General features: G+C 39.3%; 11 protein-coding genes, 1 tRNA gene and 1 pseudogene. 9 read left to right on the top strand and 4 right to left on the bottom strand.

All coding sequences use genetic code 11. From position 1 onward, the window contains the following. Positions 1-329: 329 nt before the first annotated feature. A complete protein-coding gene (locus tag NSTCB13_RS19270) occupies positions 330-2,582 on the bottom strand; it encodes a glycoside hydrolase family 65 protein (RefSeq protein ID WP_448273515.1) in 2,253 nt (750 codons plus the stop codon). A 625-nt stretch (positions 2,583-3,207) separates the two neighbouring features. Here NSTCB13_RS19270 and NSTCB13_RS19265 point away from each other — a divergent pair. Beyond that, the gene (locus NSTCB13_RS19265; RefSeq protein WP_448273514.1) at positions 3,208-5,853 is read left to right on the top strand and encodes a sensor histidine kinase; all 2,646 of its coding nucleotides are present in this window, start codon (positions 3,208-3,210) and stop codon (positions 5,851-5,853) included. Here the strand turns inward: NSTCB13_RS19265 and NSTCB13_RS19260 are convergent. The 3 genes from NSTCB13_RS19260 to NSTCB13_RS19250 all read right to left on the bottom strand — a co-directional run bounded on the left by NSTCB13_RS19260 (position 5,850) and on the right by NSTCB13_RS19250 (position 7,970). Beyond that, the gene (locus NSTCB13_RS19260) at positions 5,850-6,554 is read right to left on the bottom strand and encodes a helix-hairpin-helix domain-containing protein (RefSeq protein ID WP_448273513.1); all 705 of its coding nucleotides are present in this window, start codon (positions 6,552-6,554) and stop codon (positions 5,850-5,852) included. The two genes, NSTCB13_RS19265 and NSTCB13_RS19260, sit on opposite strands and share 4 nt — an antisense overlap. Positions 6,555-6,575: 21 nt before the next feature. After that, entirely contained in the window at positions 6,576-6,917 is a 342-nt protein-coding gene (locus NSTCB13_RS19255) for an NINE protein (RefSeq protein WP_448267376.1), read from the bottom strand. A 657-nt stretch (positions 6,918-7,574) separates the two neighbouring features. Beyond that, positions 7,575-7,970: a hypothetical protein gene (locus NSTCB13_RS19250; RefSeq protein ID WP_445631223.1), complete on the bottom strand. Its 396-nt coding sequence runs from the start codon at positions 7,968-7,970 to the stop codon at positions 7,575-7,577. A 558-nt stretch (positions 7,971-8,528) separates the two neighbouring features. Here NSTCB13_RS19250 and NSTCB13_RS19245 point away from each other — a divergent pair. From NSTCB13_RS19245 to NSTCB13_RS19210, 8 genes and pseudogenes are all read left to right on the top strand, one after another. Beyond that, positions 8,529-8,882 (top strand): hypothetical protein, encoded by a 354-nt coding sequence (locus NSTCB13_RS19245; RefSeq protein WP_322692622.1) that lies wholly within the window; start codon positions 8,529-8,531, stop codon positions 8,880-8,882. Positions 8,883-9,586: 704 nt separating this feature from the next. Beyond that, positions 9,587-11,049 (top strand): annotated as a pseudogene (locus tag NSTCB13_RS19240) (TM0106 family RecB-like putative nuclease). 209 nt (positions 11,050-11,258) lie between these two features. Continuing rightward, positions 11,259-12,443: an esterase-like activity of phytase family protein gene (locus NSTCB13_RS19235; RefSeq protein WP_448267375.1), complete on the top strand. Its 1,185-nt coding sequence runs from the start codon at positions 11,259-11,261 to the stop codon at positions 12,441-12,443. 325 nt (positions 12,444-12,768) lie between these two features. After that, positions 12,769-14,391 carry a serine/threonine protein kinase gene (locus NSTCB13_RS19230; RefSeq protein ID WP_448267374.1) on the top strand — a complete coding sequence of 541 codons (1,623 nt, stop codon included), beginning with the start codon at positions 12,769-12,771 and terminating at the stop codon, positions 14,389-14,391. Positions 14,392-14,492: 101 nt separating this feature from the next. Beyond that, a complete protein-coding gene (locus NSTCB13_RS19225) occupies positions 14,493-16,007 on the top strand; it encodes a serine/threonine protein kinase (protein ID WP_448273512.1) in 1,515 nt (504 codons plus the stop codon). A 110-nt stretch (positions 16,008-16,117) separates the two neighbouring features. Next, a tRNA-Asp gene (locus tag NSTCB13_RS19220) sits at positions 16,118-16,191 on the top strand. Positions 16,192-16,325: 134 nt separating this feature from the next. Continuing rightward, positions 16,326-17,771 carry a glutamate--tRNA ligase gene (gltX, locus tag NSTCB13_RS19215; protein WP_448273511.1) on the top strand — a complete coding sequence of 482 codons (1,446 nt, stop codon included), beginning with the start codon at positions 16,326-16,328 and terminating at the stop codon, positions 17,769-17,771. A 351-nt stretch (positions 17,772-18,122) separates the two neighbouring features. Continuing rightward, the gene (locus NSTCB13_RS19210) at positions 18,123-18,617 is read left to right on the top strand and encodes a hypothetical protein (RefSeq protein ID WP_445631230.1); all 495 of its coding nucleotides are present in this window, start codon (positions 18,123-18,125) and stop codon (positions 18,615-18,617) included. Positions 18,618-18,822 lie beyond the last annotated feature (205 nt).

The raw sequence follows: 18,822 nt of genomic DNA, 5'->3' as shown, positions 1-18,822 counted from the left end.
AACCTCGTCTACCTTGAGAACCGTAGTTTTGTAGGTTGGGTGCAGCGATAGCGTAACCCAACATAAAATTTGGTGATAATGTTGGGTTGCGTTTCACTCCACCCAACCTACAAAAATATATGTTTAAAAAAACTCTAGGTTTCAACGTAGATGAGGTTTAATACATCTATACATCAGATAAAATTCACTTTACAACAGCAGTATTTATTGCCCTCATCCCCCCACCCCTTCTCTTAAATTGGGAGAAGGAAAGCTAATTTCAAAGTCTCTCTCCCAAGGTTGGGAGAGGGATTTAGGGTGAAAGCTCATTGATTCACGCAAGAAGTCTATTAGATAAATTTCGAGCGTGTATCTGCCAAGGCGGGAACTTTGACTTCTGTTTCGGCTTGTAAGTCAAAGTCATACCACTCGTTACGCCATTGCAGGCGAAACTTCAAACGCGTCCAGTTGGGTGGTAGATTGGGACAGGCAACGGGGCCAAATTGAGTCATCCGAATGCCGCCAAATCCAAAAACTACTGCTTGCCATACTCCTCCAGCACTGGCAGCGTGAATTCCTTCGGCGGCGTTCAGTCTCACATCCTCTAAGTCTACCAAGGCCGATCGCAGAAAGTGTGTATAAGCTTCAGTTGGTTGATTGAGGTCGCAAGCTAAGATAGCATGAATGGCTGGGCCTAGTGAAGAACCATAACTGTGGTCGGTGCGTTGGGTGTAATAGTTCCAGTTGGTGGCGAGAGTTTGATAGTCATAACGTTCGCGCAGTAAATACAAGAGCATCAAAACATCTGGCTGCTTGAGAATCTGCTTTTGGTTTGTAGCTTCAACTCCCAACAAACTTTGCAGAGATTTGCTGCGCGGTTCGTAATCAGCGAGGTTAACGTCTTCTAGCTGGAAAAAGCCTTCAAATTGCTCAATTAAACCTGTTTGAGCATCTTCATTGACAAATAGACGTTCTTGGATTTCCGCCCAATGGTGCAGACGCTCTGTAGTTAAGTTGAGTTTTTGCACTAGTTGTGCTGAGGTTTCAGGATAAGCTTGTTTGAGCCAATCCCACAGCGCTAAAGCTGACTGCAAATGCCACTGTACCATCAGATTGGTGAAGGCATTATTATCGACGCGATCGTGATATTCATCCGGGCCAATTACATCTAAAATGTCATAGCTGTGGCGCTCTTGGTTCCACTGCACTCGACTTTCCCAGAAAACAGCCGTATCAAGGATAATTTCTGCGCCATAATCGCGCATCCAGTCATCATCGTTGGTAGTCTGCCAGTAGTGCAAAATTGCATAAGCGATATCTGCGGTGATATGCACTTCAATGTCCCCGCACCAGATACGCATTAATTCACCATTGGGAGCCGGAACCCAACGCGGAGTGACTTCATCGCCAGTAGTAGCACTTTCCCAAGCATACATCGCTCCTTGATAACCAGCTTCTTGAGCTTTGCGTCTGGCTCCTGGTAGGGTGTGGTAGCGGTAAGTGAGCAAGTTACGCGCTAGGGCTGGTTGAGTTAAGGTGAGGAAAGGTACGATGAATATTTCTGTATCCCAAAAGATATGTCCGCTATAGGCAAAACCAGAAAGAGTTTTGGCAGGAATGCTTACTCGGCTGTCGTGACGCGGTGTTACAGCTAGTAATTGAAAGAGATTGTAACGGACGCTCAATTGAGCCAAGCGATCGCCTTCTATTATAATGTCACTGTCTTGCCACACTTGCTCCCATGCAGTAATGTGAGCTGCCAATAGCGTAGTATATCTCGGTTCCTCAGCGAGTCTTTGTAAGGCGGTGGCAATGGGGATTTCTGTCTCTCGTGAAGTAAACAGGGTGACAATTTTTTCTACTGTCACCGTTTTTCCGGGATATAACTCTAAGGTGGTTGTCAAAGTGGGAGAAGTAGAAGCATTTTCGACGCTCACGAGTGCAGTCTCATCATCATCTACCACTAACTTAGCTGCCATCCCAAGTTGAATATTTGAGTAAAGAGTTGTACTGTTTAACCAGATAATTCGATCTATGCCACCTTGGTTTAAGGTTCGCCAATGTTTAACGCCTTGGGTATGGGGTTCGCTGTCAAATCCAGCTTCAACAGTAACTTCACCCTCAAAGTCTACCGATGTAATTTGAGCGCGAATCGCCAAAACGTGCTGGTCTGCTAAACTAATGAAACGCTCGAAGTGAAAATCTAAGGTATGACCATTAGGACTACGCCACCGCACATCGCGGCTAACTAAACCTAAGCGTAAATCGAGCCGACGTTCGTAGTTGAGAATCTCACCACTGTCCATACTAAAGCGATCGCCTGCTACTTTCACCACCAATGGCAGCCAGTTGGGACAGTTTACCAATTCGGTATGAGTAATTGTCACATCATCATAAACACCGTGGATGAGTACGCCTGGAAAATCTTGGGGATATCCTTCCTCAAATGTACCCCGCACTCCTAACAACCCATTACCAAGAGTGAAAACAGTTTCTTTGTGATGTAACTGCGTCGGGTTAAACTCCGTTTCAATAACGTTCCAGTCGGTATTGTCAATTAATTGCTGATTTTGCTGAGAATTGGAAGTGGACACGTTGAGCATGAGTGATAAAACCTATGTCTTGGGGGTTGCTGTGGGCAGGATGAAGTAAAATTAGGAAGCGAATTTTTAAATGATTAGACTTCTTGCAGAAGTGGGGAAAAGGGTAAGGGGTAAAGGGGAAAGGGCTAATAAAAACCCTTTCCCCCCTCTTGCAAAAGTTACTTTTGCAAGAGGTTTATTAACTCTTTTTCTTTAGCGCCTAGACTAGAAGATAATCTGAACGCTAAAAAACACGCTTCTGATAACAGTAGCGTTTCAAATTTCATCTGTCTACAGTTAGATTTCTTTAAAACTGCCAGTTATAACTCATAAATCTCAACTAGCTACGAATTGATTCGGCTTTTCATCAATTTGTTTCATATTTACAATTAACGCAAGGCGCGATGAATCCTGAAGGCAAGACGCGATGAATCGCCGTCTCTACAATAATCAGTCTTTGTGATGAACGTTAGTCATATTTTGGCTGGTAAAATCTACAGGTGCAGTTAAGTAACGTTTTGTTGTTTTAACAGAAGTGGTATATTGGCACTTGACCTGACCGAGTACAAACTATGCATAAGCCCACAGGAGAGCAAACTCGAAGTGTTGTACTCAGTAATATAGGACAGGAAGGGGGAGTGGGCAGATGAACAAAAATACTGGACAAGGTAATGTTTTTTCCCTGTTTAAAGGCGTACCTCTAAGTCGCATTTTGGTAGCGTTGTTTGTGCTGCAAATCTTGCTAGCCGTGGGATTGACTGCATACTTATCAATCGGAAACGGGCAAAAGGCAGTCAATGAGGTTGTTAACGAATTACGTCATGAAGTTGCCAATCGAGTCGAGCAGAATTTACAAACTTACTTAGCAACTGGGCGTCAGGTACTAAGCAGTAATCAAAATGCGATCGATATGGGGTTGCTGAAGATAGAAAATCTGGCAAACTGGGAGTCATACTTAATAGAGCAGTTAAAGATTTTTCCAGATGCGTTGGCAATAACTGCAAGCAATGAGCAAGAATATTTAGCGGTGGAGAAGTTCAACGATCGCCAATTTTTACTCAGAAAAGCCGATAAGTCAACTGGGTACGACCTCTACACCTACACAATTGACTCTCAAGGTGAACGTACTCAATTACCAGAGGTGATTAAAAACTATGATGCGCGATCGCGTGCTGATTATCAAACAGCAGTTACCGCCAAAAAATTCAGTTTTAGTCAGATTTTTACACCCCGCACTGAACCAACACTCTTAATTAGTGCTTCTCTTCCTATTTATAACTCCCAAGGCGAACTACTCGGAGTCAACAGCACTCTCACTCACCTATCACAAATTGGGGATTTGCTGCAAAACATCAAAGTTGGCAAGTCTGGGCAAATTTTTATTATCGAGCGATCGGGGCTATTAGTTGCAAGTTCTACAAACGAAGAACCATTCCGCTTCCAAAATGGTAAAACCATTAGATTAACAGCTTCCCAAAGCAGCAATTCTTTGACTCAAGCAACCGCTAAATACTTAGCAACTAAATTTAGTAACTTTGATCGAATTCAAGGTTTACAGCAACTAGATTTTTCCTGGGACGGCAAACGGCAATTTTTAGAAGTTAGACCTTTCGAGGGCGAACCAAATGTCAATTGGTTGATCGTAGTGGCTGTCCCAGAAGCAGACTTTATGGGACAAATTAATCGCAACATTCAAACTACAATTTTTCTTGGTTTAGGAGCGTTGGTGCTAGCTATTATCTTGGGGATTGTCACCGCCAGGTGGGTTACTGTGCCCATTTTGCACTTCAGTAAGGCGACAAAAGATTTAACTGATTTTACCAACAGTGAAAACTCAGTGGTGAAAGTACAAGGAATTCAAGAACTAGAGGTACTGGGTGGATCTTTAAATGAGGTAGCGCAGGATTTACGCAAAACCTTTACTGCATTGATGAGTAAAAATGAGGATTTAGAACTGCAAGTTAAACAGCGAACTCAAGAATTACAGCACGAGGTTGAAGAACGCATTAACAGCGAGCGAAAACAGGAACAGCATCATCAAGTACTTACAGAATTAACAAATCATAAAGCGATTTTTGAAGGAAATTTAGAAACAGCATTCAAAGCGATCGCTCAAAAAGCAGCCAATGCCTTAGAAGTAGAACGAGTCAGTGTGTGGTTATTCAATAGCGAGCGCACTAAGCTACAATGCATAAGTCTTTATGAACGTAGCAATCACAAATATTCGGCAGGTTTAGAACGCAACCTTACAGATTATTTCATCTACTTTAAAGCCCTATTAGCTTCTGGTACTATTGCCGTCTCTGACACTCGTACCGATCCACGGGTACAAGAATTATCGGATAAATTGCTCGAACCAAATAATATCGTATCCCTAATTGATACCATTCTTTGGGTTGGGGGCAAAATGGTAGGAACAGTATTGTACGAGCAAGTCGATCTTCCCCGGAAATGGGAACTGAGCGAGCAAAACTTCGTTAGAGCAATCGCGGAAATTGTCGCTCTAACTTTAGAAGTAGGCGATCGTAAACGCGCAGAATCGGCTCTACGTGAGGCTAAAGAAATCGCCGAAGTCGCAAATCGTGCTAGAAGCACCTTTTTAAGAAACATTAACCACGATCTGAGGACTCCTTTAAACTCAATTATGGGAATCACAGAGGCACTCAAAGAGCAAGTGTACGGCCCTGTAAATGAAGAACAGCGCCAGTCTTTAAATATGCTCGAATCTAGCAGTAAGAACTTACTAGAATTAATTAACCAAATCCTTGAGTTTACCGACACCGAATCCAGCAAGATCGAACTGCAACTAGCTACTACTTCGATTCAGGAAATATGTGACTTCTGCTTGAGTTTTGTCAAACATTTAGCCTTCCAGAAAAATATCCGGCTGACGGCACAAATACCTGAAGAACTCGAACCCATCCAAGTTGATGAACGCCGCATTCGCCAAGTATTTATCAACTTATTAACTAACGCGATTAAGTTTACTAAAGAAGGAGGCGAAGTCTGGATTGAGGTCCAGCCAAGTTCCACCAATGAATATATCTTTATCAGCGTGGTAGATACTGGTATTGGGATGCTTTCCGATGACCTTTTTAAATTATTTCAACCTTTTGTCCAAGTTGAAACTGTTCCCGATCGTAGTTCTTCAGGCACAGGTTTAGGATTAGTTATGGTGCAAAAAATTGTCGAGTTGCATGGTGGAACTGTCCACGCCGAAAGTCAGTTAGGCAAAGGTAGTCGATTTACTGTGAAGCTTCCTTGGAAAAAGGCCAAGGAGTGGGGAGTCTAAGCGATGTGACGATAAGTATTAAACGGTAATCCAGTGCGCTGCTTGACATCAATCAACGATTTATACTCACCTCTTTGCTGCCTTTCGACAACAATTTGCTCTGCGATCGCTCTATCTAATCCACAGGTAATCAATTCATCAGTTGAATATGTGTTTAATCGTTTCCAAGAACAATCAGCTTCTTTTTTGTAGTTGTAGCTAAAAGTAATCAGTGGTGTAATTCGATCTACTTGCTTTTCGGGAATTCCGGCTATTTCGATTAACTCTTCTACATGAGTAAAAACATATCCCTCATTCATCAATGATTCGATGTTATTTGCATAAACTATCGGTAGTCCTAAGTAGTTAACTAGTTCATGTTTTGAGCATTCATTAATATCTACTTTTTCACGAGTATTCGCAACTAATTTTGCTAACTCTTGTTCTTCGGGAATTGGTAAATTCTTTGGATAAGTTTTGATTAAATAAAATTTCTTGAGATAAAACGCAACGCCAATCTGAGCTATCCAGGGCGCAAATGCTAAACTATTAGCTGATAAAGCTAAAGCTAATATAGAGATACTAATCCCTAGAACAACCCAAGTTTTAGTCTTGGATTTATAACCTGCATAGACAATCGCAAATCCCCCTAATGTTGGAATTAATGATAACCACACCCAAGCAGGAGTTTGTTGAAACCAAGATTTAGATTGTGACATCATAAATCGACTAATAGTTTTAATTTACAAAGATTTCAGAAGCTTTTGGCGTTTTTCTTCATACTCTTCTGCGGTAATTATCCCAGAATCAAAAAGATTTTTTAAATCAGCTAGCGCACTGGTTGCATCTTTTGCGGAGACGGCTCCACCTGAGCTTGCGATAACTTGATTATATTTTGTGTTAAATTCGGTATCTGACATCAAAACTAAGACGAAGAATTCAACAAAGGCTATTAAAGATGGTATACAAGTCCAAAAAAACAATAAGTACAAAATACCTGCTACATTTTCTCCTAAATAAAATTTGTGGATTCCCAACCACCCGCCAAAAAAGCAAAGTATAATTGCTGTAGATTTAGTCTTCATAACATTTACTTCCTGAATTAACTCTAATAAATATCTATTGGTATATAATACAACTAAAGTTTTTGAGATTTTTTGATTATTTCTGTGCTTTGTTAGTGAATTTTGCCGTCAAAAAATAAATAACGATTATACCTAGCTGAGATTCCATTAAGACTAAATATCCTTTAACTATGTAGTTTAAATCTAGGTTGGAATTGAAATAAAAAATCAAAGAACCAATTGCTAAATATGGAATTAAACGCAACTGATGAAGTTTAAGTTTTAGTCTTTCGTTATTCAAATCGCTCATCAGTAGATAAAGTTATATTGAACAACAGTTGCTTATTAACAATTAAGCAATTATTACAAATTTGCTTGGTTTAACAGATATTGACTGCTATTCAAAGCTAATCTTAGTTAATTTCTATCTGTTAAACCTCACGAATTTTACCGAGTTTGCTTATAGTTACATCAATAGACTTACGTAAAGTTTCTGATGACTAAAGTAAAATGCACAGCATAAAAATCACTGAAGTTTTGTTTTGCTTTCTTTGCTTTTTGAGACAACAAAACAATGCAACATTCAAGCATGACAGATCGGAAGTTCTTGTTCATGCTAAAATCTTGCTAAAAACAAGCTTTGTTTCAGTAGCAGCAGACTTTAATCTCAGGGCGCTTTTATACAGCCGTAGCATCCTTAATAACTGCTTCCTCTGAAGCCGATTTCAAGCGGGTTGCTCTACTTTTACGGATGCGATCGCTTTTGCGAACACCACCCGCCATCTGATATTCATGGCTATCTTTGCCGTACTTAAAAGCAACTCCCAGGAGCATTTTTTCACTCAAATCGCTCAAAGTTTTTTCCAACTCTTTCATCTCACTTTTATAAGAGTCAATCACAGCCAGAGTCGTATTATAAGCATCTATTTTACTGCGGTACTGTTGAATAACTTGTGCGACATTTTGCAAGTTACGAGTATCCCCAAAATCCATAGTGGGATCGATTGCTTTGAGTCCAGCGATTCTCAATTCAGCTTTTTCTAGAACGCGATATGTACGCTTTTGACGAGGCATAATGATGTTCTTTTGATGGTGTTCTAGAGCTAGCTTGCCTTACTAAAGCCTAATTTTGGTTGAGTATAATCCACAGTATTTGGTGTTTATTACAACAATCTACTCAGCAATGTTAACTAAAGCTATGATGTTTGTAACAAAAATCGTAGTCAGAGTAACTAAATTTGTAAAATTGTAACGAAAATCGTAGTGATGGTAACTAAACTCGTTATTTTAGTAACAAATTTGTCAGATTGTAACAAAAATTGTAGTGGTTGGTAATTAAACACAGCTTCAGCCAAGCGATCGCTCTTGTGCCACTGTTAAACATCCTTAATCTCATCCTGGCATATCTCAACGAACTTAACTGCGATCGCTCATAAACTTAACCAGATAATCCAACTTATCAAGAGATATCAAAGCGATAACTTATTAATCCCTAAAATAGCAAAAATCATTGACACGCTAAGTATATACGCAATAAAATTATTTTAGTAGAACCTAACAATAGAGTTAATCAAAATATTTTTCCCAGAGAATAATAGACGAGCAATATTAAAAATAATTTGGATCGAGCAAATGAACGCCAAAATTATTGCTTTCTTGGGGATTACGGCAGCCTTTGTAAGCTTAGGAAGCCAAGTCTACGCTCAATCACCAGCATCAAACTCAAATCCCGGACAATATCGATTAAGTGGTGATTCTCTACTTGGAATCGATCGGAAAACAGCCCAAGATGACTTTAGAAGTTTTTTTGAGCAAACTAATCCAGCAAGCCTTTCCAACAATAATAGAAGAGAAAATAAAACTCCAGCCCAAATTCGCTTTAACGAATCATTATCACAGCCAGACACCTCAGTTTTCTTAACACCGGCTCAGTCAGGCAGTGACAATGATGGATTGCAAGTACAGTTAGATATCGGGAGAAAATAAGCAGGGATAAAAGCTGACGGTGTAGTTTTAATTAATTATGCGTTGGCCAAAATCCTTGCTAATAGTCTGTTAAGTTTAAATTAGTAAGGTCAACAAGTTCGTAGTAAGCACTTTAGTGCTTACTACGAACTTTTCATTACTAGGTTAGACATTGTACTAAGCACAACTTAAAAATTATTTCCAGATTATTTTCACTCTTACTATTTTTACTTAAATCAAAAGAGTTTTATTAGAAAATATCGTTCAGACAATCGCAATTTTAACCGCTCTTACAGCCTCCTCTAGCAGAATAAAGTTTTGCACCTGACTCAATCCGCCTTCCTGAGTCGATAATTATGCAATCGTTTTGCAGTAAAATTAATCGTCAAGATAAGAGGAGAGCTTTGCGATGACTCGTGTCATCATGGTGTGACACGTTTACAGATGAGATCCGGCTCATGTTGTTTTGTCATGTAACCTTGTAATAATGGACAAATTGTGATTTTTACTCTCTTTTAGTTGTAATTTGGCACAAAAGCAAACGCTCTAGCTGTTGACAGTATAAAATAAACGGCAAATTAAGCGTGGACGCGTTGGCGTAGCGCACCCTATCCCTACAGGGAAGCAAGCTACGCAAAGCGTCTTGCAGAGAATGTATCGCCACTTCCAGATTTTAATTGTCACAGTTACTCCCAGATTCTGCTAATTATTGTTAACTTAAAAGGATGATAATTAATGCTGAACTCCTACTGCAATATCAACGCTGTAAACGCCGACCTTTTCTAGATATCCACGGTGACACAAGTCAGCGCGATGCTCCCAATGAGTTGCTACAGAAACTGCAACAGGATAAAATCGCTCATCAGTTGAGTGCTTTAGCACAGATGACTTATTATCAACCAGATTATGCTTATGGAAACTGGGAAAAGGGAGAGAAAGCAACTTTAGAATTGATGCAGCGTGGGGTTGAGTACATCTATAAAGGAGTACTGTTAGCAAATTATTCGCAAGCACACACCCTGCTAAGTCGTCCAGATTTACTTGTGAAACAGCCGGGGGACAATCAAATTTTGGAGATTGGATCTACGTCCCAGCTAGTATTGAACTGGGTAAGCGCCCTAAGCAAGAATATCAAGTTGTTGCTGCATTTCATGCCCAAGTATTGGCAACAGTGCAGGGAGTTGCACCTGAAACAGCTTTGCTCATATTGCGAACCAAAAATACAAATTATGCAGTGGATCTGTGCAAATGGACAATACGGATGCAGCAGATTTTGGAAGAGTTTATTCAAGTATTAAAGTTACCGAATCCGCCAGAGGTATTTATTTCTCGCCAAAAGTGCAATTTTTGCCATTGGTATAGTGAATGTTATGCGATCGCTCAATCTGAAAAACATCTCTCACTGCTACCAGGTGTAACACCGCTGCGCTATACTCAACTCCAAGCCTTAGACATTACCACACTGGAGTCTCTTGCTAACACCAGTCCCAGCAGCTTAGAAAAGCTACTTGGTTTTGACACCGAAGTAGCGCCCAAATTGGTAGTACAAGCTCAATCTGCACTAGAAAAACGGCCGTTGATTCTACCATATCCGCTACCAACAGAAGATATTACATTTACAGCGCCCATAGAGCTTTATTTTGATATTGAAGCCCAGCCAGACTTAGATTTAGATTATCTTTTAGGGGTTTTGGTTGTTAATAGACAAACTAATACAGAACAATTTTATTCTTTTTTAGCAGATAAACCAGAAGACGAAGAATTAGTTTGGCAGCAATTTTTGGATTTGGTTTGGCAATATCCCGAAGCGCCAATTTATCATTTTTGTGTCTACGAGTTTGATACAGTCAAACGGTTGGCAAAACTTTACGGCACTCCACATTCCTTAGTGCGTCCTGTACTGAATCGATTTGTGGATGTGTATGAGCAATTAACCCAAAGTGTAGCATTGCCCGTAGAAAGCTATGCCTTGAAAGCGATCGCTCGTTGGTTAGGATTTGAGTGGCGCGATAAAGAAGCCAGTGGTGCCAAGTGTATTTACTGGTACGATCGATGGTTAGAAACAGGCGATCGCACTTTACTAGAAATTATCCAACGCTACAACGAAGATGACTGCCGCGCCACCCATAAAGTAAAAAATTGGCTTGTCAACTTTTTCCAAGATGAATATGACTTACGATTAGCTTAAGTAATTTATTATTTTTTAAAGGTTTTCAAATTAAAAAATACGTTTTGAAAAGTCTCAGTAAAAAAACATCTGCTCAGACTTGTCACCAATTTAAAAAAAATGATTAGCGGGATTTTCAGGCTTGTATCTATTAAATTATTTATTTAATTGATATTATTTGAAGGGATGTATAAGTGTTTGTTCCTAAAAATATTTATTTGATAAAAATTATGCAGATATTTAAAAAAATCTTCGTATTTCCACGAATTATTTACTTGTTGATTGCAATTATAATTATTAGCTTTGTATTCACAAATTTTCCTTCAAATAGTGTTGAAATTAGTAGTATAAATTTTATTGGAGAAGCAACCTTAGAAAAAGGTTTAATATTTAAAGAAACTGAAATAGGAGGTTTATCTGGAATTACATATAATGCCAAAAACAACCTGTATTATGCTATTTCAGATGACCGGGGACAAAAAGCTGCCGCTCGTTTCTACACGTTAAAAATCGATTTGAGCAAAGGTTTACTAGAAAAAGATGGAATTATTCCAGTCAGCGTTACTACATTATTAAATGAAAATGGTCAAAGATTTCGCCCTGGTGAAACTGATACAGAAGGTATTGCATTAACTAATAAAGCGACTGTGTTTGTTTCTTCTGAAGGCGATGCTGCAAAATTAATTAATCCTTTTATTAAAGAGTTCTCACTATCTTCTGGTAGAGAAATTGCAACACTCCCTATACCAAACAAATTTTTACCAGATAAAACTAATCAAAAAGGTATCCGCAACAATTTAGCTTTTGAAAGCCTCACCATCACACCCGATAATAAGCATCTATTCACAGCCACCGAAAATGCTCTAATTCAAGATGGTGTCGCAGCGAAACCTAATATTGGTAGTCCTTGCAGAATTTTACAATACAACTTGCTCAACAACCAGTCAGAAAAGGAATTTCTTTACCAAACTGAACCAGTTGCACCATTTTTGAATCTGATTGGCAAATTCGCTAGTGGATTACCCGATTTACTCGCTCTCGATAATCAAGGACACTTCTTAAGTTTAGAAAGGTCTTTTACAGGTTTAGGATTTGCTATTTCCTTATTTCAGGTTTCTTTAGAAGAAGCCGATGATATTCATAATATTGATAGCCTTTTAGCCGTTGACTCCAAAAATATTAAACCAGTTAAGAAAAAACTGTTGTTAGATTTGAGAAAACTAGATGTACTGCTAGACAACATCGAAGGCTTAACTCTTGGCCCAAAACTACCAAATGGTCAACAATCATTAATTCTCATCAGTGATAATAATTTTAACTCCCTACAACGCACCCAGATACTAGCCTTTAAACTTAAAGTTGAAAATCCCTTAATTAGATTATTACGCCGGGTACTCCCAAATTTTAAGCTTTAATTGCACAGAGATAAAGGTGCTTAGGCGCAGCCCGTCATAAACATTGCAACTTAACTGCTATTTAGTTATTTCTGATTATTCCTGTGTATTTACTGAATATACTAAGTAATTTTATCTAGCTTATTTATAGTTTACGTGTAATTTCTCAACCGTACTCCTTAATAAATATGTTACACAATGTTTAGTAGCTTTTGCAGAAGGCTTAAGCATATTTACAGCATATAATTAATTTTCTCAAAATTCGGACATCTCTTAGATTTAAATTTAATAATTAGCTAGACTTATTAAAGTATTTTGCCAATAACATTTTTTATAAATGATTTTTATGCCAGAAAATAAAATTGAGAGTATGGTAGGGCAAAAGGCAGAATTAGACGATTACATCGGACATTTTTTAAACAATCGCTATTTAATCAGAGATTTGATTGGCAAAGGGGGGATGGGTAGAGTTTATCTAGCAGAGGATACTGCTAAAGACGGTATGCCGATCGCAATCAAAATCTTATCACTTAGTTTGTCAAACCAACAAATGTCCCAACGTTTTGCCAGAGAGATTTTTATTGGCGCTCAATTGGGTCGCAAAAGTAAACATATTGTTCGCATTTTAAGTTATGGAGTTACTGAGGATAAAACTCCATTTTATGTAATGGAATACCTCCAAGGAAAAAATCTTAAACAAATTCTGAAAATTCAGCCCTTAACAATATCGAAGTTTCTAGAAATTTGCAATCAAATTTGTTTAGGCTTACAATGTGCCCACCAAGGTATTAGTCTTAAAGGAGAGATTTACCCTATTGTTCACAGAGATATTAAACCAGAAAATATATTTATTGCTGAAGATAGTAAAAAAGGTGAAATTGTTAAAATTCTAGATTTTGGTATTGCTAAGTTTTTAACAGAGCGAAGTGGAATGACCCTAACAGATTCTTTTATTGGCAGTTTGCCTTACTGTTCTCCGGAACACATGGAAGGGCGTAAACTGCTAGATATCCGCTCTGATATTTATAGTTTGGGAGTATTAATGTTTGAGATGCTGACAGGTAAACACCCATTTCAAACAAAAAGTAACTCCTTTGGTACTTGGTATCAAGCCCATCGCTTTCAAATGCCACCTACAGTTGAAGAAGTAAATCCGCAAGTTAAAATACCAGAAATATTAGAAAAAATATTAATGACTTGTTTAGCTAAAGAAGTAAGCGATCGCCCTCAGAATATTAACCAAATATTAGAAGATTTAGAAAAAGTTAGTCTTCAAGTTAATAATGTTATTTTTAGTAATAGTACAGACATTATTAAAGTTTCGCTCCCAGTTCAATTAGTACCCGCAACTTTACTATCAGAAAAAGAGTGCTTGCAAAAAAATTGGCCTAAAAATAAACCAATTGCACCAATTGGTTTTCCCCATTTATTACAGACTTCTCAAAGACCTATACCAACTTTTTGGGCAATGTTGCCCAAACAAGAGATTGCAAAATTTTTGGATAAAATACATAGCACTGAATTTATTAGTAAAATGAATGTATATCCGATGCTAATGTGGTTAACAGTGTTATATGACGCCCAACCTTCTACGACTAAGTGGCTACCTTATTATCTGGATTTAAAAGATAACAAGAGTCAAAATATAGCACGTAGTTTAGCAGAAGTAGGCTACTATCATTTACTATTTTTCCCCTTAGAAGAGCCAACTCATTGCTCTCATGTAACGACTTTAAATCTCACGGCTAAACAGCGTCAGCAACTTTTAGATTGGTTAGATATGAGTCAACAGTCAAATGAATTGATTTTGCCTGGTCAAGCCAAAAATATTCTAAAAGCAGAGTACGAAAAGCTGAAGTTAGACATATTACGAAACTTAGCCACACATCAAAAATCTGAGACAGAAGTTTTAAAAACTTGGATAAATAAATTTTTGGAAATGTTTTTAAAAATGCTATTACGTCGTTGAAATTCTGCTAGTAAAATCAAAATGCTTGCCACCATTAACTAAGAATATTTTTATGTATTTATTGCTAACTTTCAATGGACTCAGCATCAGAGGTGAACAAAGTGAATCAGAGCTTATCTACATCTCCCAGTAGTACGGGCTTGCTTGCCAATCGTTATCAACTCAAGCAATTAATTGGCAGCGGTGGCATGGGTGAAGTTTTTTTAGCAAATGATGTTTTGTTAGGAGGTATACCAGTTGCTATCAAGTTTTTGACTCAAACTGTTGTTAATACCAAAATGCAACAAGACTTTGCTCGTGAAGCTTTAATGAGTGCAGCCTTGAGTCAAAAGAGCGTACATATAGTGCGGGCCTATGATTATGGTGTGAATGAGAAAGGAAAACCATACTACGTCATGGAATATTTATGTGGTAAGAGTTTAAAGGATTTAATTCCGCTATCTCTGCCCATGTTTTTGACTCTCTCTCGCCAAATTTGTTTGGGCTTACAGTGTGCTCATCAAGGAATTAACATTGATGGCAAAATTTGTCCGTTGGTTCATCGAGATATCAAGCCCGCTAATATATTAGTTATTCCCGATCCGATATTGGGCCAGTTAGTTAAAATTCTTGATTTTGGTATTGCTAGATTTTTGAATTATGCATCAACAGCTAGTACAAGTAGCGGATTTAATGGCACTTTACCCTACTGTTCTCCAGAACAGCTAGATGGAGAAAAATTAGATAGTCGCTCTGATATTTATAGTCTGGGTGTGATGATGTTTGAGATGCTCACAGGCAAAAAACCTTGGCAAACAGAAACTGATTACTTTGGCGCTTGGTATAAAGCACATCATTTTGAAGCACCAAACACGATCGCAGATGTTAAACCTACTATTAAAATACCTCAGAAGTTAAATAATTTAATTATGGCTTGTCTGGCTAAAAAAGCAAGCGATCGCCCTCAAAATATCGCTGAAATTTTACAAGTTTTAAACAGTCTAGAACAGTCTAATTGTCCCACTTTACCTACAAACTTCACCTTTAAGTCTCCCTTAAATTCTGCATTACCAATCACTGTAGAACAAAGCTATCGGCAACTTTTGTGGCCTCAAAATAAACCAATTCAAGAAATTGTTTTTCCCCAGCTTCTAGACACTCCCCAAGGATCTATAACAGCGCTATGGTTGATGTTGTCTAAACAAGAAATTAAAAACTATGCGGTTTCTACCCGTTATAACCAGTTTGTCTTTGTGACATCCCCTCATCCAATGTTGTTGTGGGTAACTGTACTCTATAATCAGCAATTCGCTCCTAAGTGGCTACCGTGCTACTTAGATATGCAAAATCCCCAAAATCTGAAGATGGTAAGTTTCCTGGCTGAAAATGAACAATATCCTTTGATTTTCTTTACTCTAGAAGCACCACATTCCTGCATCAAGGTTCTCAGCAGTCGCATTGAGTCAACTCAGCGGCAAATGTTAAAAACTTGGGTGCAACAAAGCCATAGTCTACCACCCACTTCTCAACCCCAATTGAGCAAACAGCTATTGAAACAGCAGTATAAACAAATGCAATCCCGAATATTGCAGCATCTGGAATCAGAGCCACAGGTTGTGTTATCACGGTCTCTTTAACGTATAATTTGCATCTTGGAGATACGTGACAAAAATCATTACTAATTCCTGACTCCGAAACACTTGACAAGTAGAAAAAAAATAGTGATAATAGCAAAGTTGCCAAACAAGGGACTGTAGTTCAATTGGTTAGAGCACCGCCCTGTCACGGCGGAAGTTGCGGGTTCGAGCCCCGTCAGTCCCGTTCTAAATTTATGAGTAGCGAATAACTTAAACTTAGGTGATATTAGATTCTGAATTACCCAAAGAGGTTGACTCAGGATTCAAGATTTAAATATAAGCTACATTTATCATGCTTTGCGAAAGAGAGAATTAACTGTGACTGTTAGAGTCCGTATTGCGCCGAGTCCAACCGGAAATTTACATATTGGTACAGCTAGAACTGCTGTATTCAACTGGTTATTTGCCCGTCACCACGGCGGTAAATTTATACTGCGAATAGAAGATACAGATTTAGAGCGATCGCGTCCCGAATACACAGACAATATTCTGGAAGGACTGCGTTGGCTAGGACTGAACTGGGATGAAGGGCCATTTTTCCAATCCCAACGCCTGGATCTTTATAAAGAAGCAGTGCAAAAATTGCTAGAGCAAGGATTAGCTTATCGCTGCTACACTACTTCCGAAGAACTAGAGGCGCTCCGAGAAGCTCAAAAAGCTAGAGGCGAAGCACCTCGCTATGACAACCGTCATCGCAACCTCACCCCAGAACAACGTGCCGCCTTTGAAGCCGAAGGTCGTTCTTTTGTGATTCGGTTCAAAATCGAAGACGATCGCGAAATTGTCTGGAACGACCTAGTCAGGGGAAAAATGTCTTGGCGAGGTAGCGATTTAGGTGGTGATATGGTCATCGCCCGCGCCTCAGAAGAGAGTAGCGGTCAACCTTTATACAACTTTGTCGTTGTAGTGGATGACATTGATATGCAAATCACCCACGTCATCAGGGGAGAAGACCACATCGCCAACACTGCCAAACAAATTCTGCTGTATGAAGCGATGGGTGCAAAAATTCCAGAGTTTTCCCATACACCGCTAATTTTGAACAGGCGAGGGCAGAAGCTTTCTAAGCGGGATGGAGTTACTTCTATTTCTGAATTTCAGAAAATGGGCTTTACTGCTGAAGGCTTGGTGAATTACATGACATTGTTGGGTTGGTCGCCACCAGACTCTACGCAAGAAATATTTACCTTAGAAACAGCAGCCAAAGAATTTGGTTTTGAGCGTGTAAATAAAGCGGGTGCAAAGTTTGACTGGGACAAGCTGGATTGGTTGAACAGTCAGTATATCCACAACACGCCAGTAGATAAACTCACAGATTTGCTCATCCCCTATTGGCAAGCGGCTGGCTATAAATTTGATGGTGGAAGAGAACGCCCCTGGTTAGAACAGCTAGTAACTTTAATTAGTCAGAGTTTGACTCGCCTGGTAGATGCAGTACCTCAAAGCCAACTGTTTTTTAGCGATACAGTTGAATTTAGCGATGAAGGCAGTACACAACTGAAACAAGAAGGTTCTACTGCTGTTCTGGAAGCGATTATCACAGCTTTAGAAAATCAGCTGCAACTCTCGGAAGCCGCCGCCCAGGAGATTATTAAACAAGTTGTCAAAGAGCAGAAAGTCAAAAAAGGTTTAGTGATGCGATCGCTCCGAGCAGCTTTAACTGGAGATGTTCATGGCCCCGACTTAATCCAATCTTGGTTACTACTAAATCAGATTGGTTTAGATAAGCCCCGCTTGAGTCGAGCGATAACGGAAGCTAAGTAGCGATTACTTGCAGATTTTAGAAATATTTGAGATTTTAGGGGCGCACAAACGTGTGCCCCTATCCATAAGAGACCTCTTGGCATTTGTGCCAAATGCCAAGAGATCGGGAAATGGGTGCATGTTAAAGGGGAATGTTAATTCTATCCCTTTTCCCTTTAACCCTTACCCTTTACCCGACAAATGCCAAGAAGTCTAAGGTAAAGCAATTATGGAAACAAGAAATCATTGACTAATTACTAATGAATTATCCCCCATTTCACATCTAAAATAGTTAGTCAATTCTCCTCATGTTGGGAACTTGGTGTGTAAAATTCATGTCTTCAAAAACACTTAGAAGCGAACGTAATTACAATGCCGACAAAAGCGCTCAATAGAGGGATGAGATTATCGTTCATGATAGTTACGCTCTTCATCATATCGACAGTTAACGCTGCGGTTGATGCTCAGGAAGCGCCAACGATATTTGGAGATGTCACCCTTAGCCCTCAGTTTTCCCCAGACCCTCTGACAGTTCGCGGGATGAGTGGTGGCTCAATATCTGGGAGTCAAGTAGGTGGAAGAAGCGAAACAGCCACTGGCCCTTGTACCGGATTTGTGGATGAAACACCAGACCACACATTAGCGTTAACAAGTAAATTTGACTACCTGAAGTTGCAAGTGCAAAGTCCTGAAGACACCACCATGATTATCAAAGGGCCCGGTGGTACTTGGTGTAATGACGATTTTGATGGCAAAAATGCTGGCATTGTTGGTGAATGGCTAGCTGGAAGTTACCAAATTTGGGTTGGTTCCTACGAAAAAGGCAAGTATCTCCCTTACACTCTAAAAATTACAGAAGTAAAGTAGGGTATTGGGCATTGGGCGTTAGGAGTGCTGTTAGCGATAGCGGGGCGTTTAGTCCGTGCTGAGTTAAGAGTTAGGAGTTTTGTTTATCTCCTTGTCCCCTTACTTCCTCACTCCCTCAGGGTGGTTTCATACAACGAGAGAAAAACTAAAAATAGATTTCAAAGCCTCTCTCCGCTTCGGGGAGAGGTTTGGAGAGGGGTCAAAA

It is taken from the genome of Nostoc sp. DSM 114160, from assembly GCF_053470305.1.
The sequence above is the reverse complement of the archived record's forward strand: the minus strand, read 5'-3'. Positions and strand labels throughout refer to the sequence as shown.

What these genes read in the sequence shown, in the direction of transcription:
- NSTCB13_RS19270 (WP_448273515.1), bottom strand. Translation starts at nt 2,582, where the DNA reads ATGCTCAACGTGTCCACTTCCAATTCTCAGCAAAATCAGCAATTAATT.
- NSTCB13_RS19265 (WP_448273514.1), top strand. Translation starts at nt 3,208, where the DNA reads ATGAACAAAAATACTGGACAAGGTAATGTTTTTTCCCTGTTTAAAGGC.
- NSTCB13_RS19260 (WP_448273513.1), bottom strand. Translation starts at nt 6,554, where the DNA reads ATGATGTCACAATCTAAATCTTGGTTTCAACAAACTCCTGCTTGGGTG.
- NSTCB13_RS19255 (WP_448267376.1), bottom strand. Translation starts at nt 6,917, where the DNA reads ATGAAGACTAAATCTACAGCAATTATACTTTGCTTTTTTGGCGGGTGG.
- NSTCB13_RS19250 (WP_445631223.1), bottom strand. Translation starts at nt 7,970, where the DNA reads ATGCCTCGTCAAAAGCGTACATATCGCGTTCTAGAAAAAGCTGAATTG.
- NSTCB13_RS19245 (WP_322692622.1), top strand. Translation starts at nt 8,529, where the DNA reads ATGAACGCCAAAATTATTGCTTTCTTGGGGATTACGGCAGCCTTTGTA.
- NSTCB13_RS19235 (WP_448267375.1), top strand. Translation starts at nt 11,259, where the DNA reads ATGCAGATATTTAAAAAAATCTTCGTATTTCCACGAATTATTTACTTG.
- NSTCB13_RS19230 (WP_448267374.1), top strand. Translation starts at nt 12,769, where the DNA reads ATGCCAGAAAATAAAATTGAGAGTATGGTAGGGCAAAAGGCAGAATTA.
- NSTCB13_RS19210 (WP_445631230.1), top strand. Translation starts at nt 18,123, where the DNA reads ATGCCGACAAAAGCGCTCAATAGAGGGATGAGATTATCGTTCATGATA.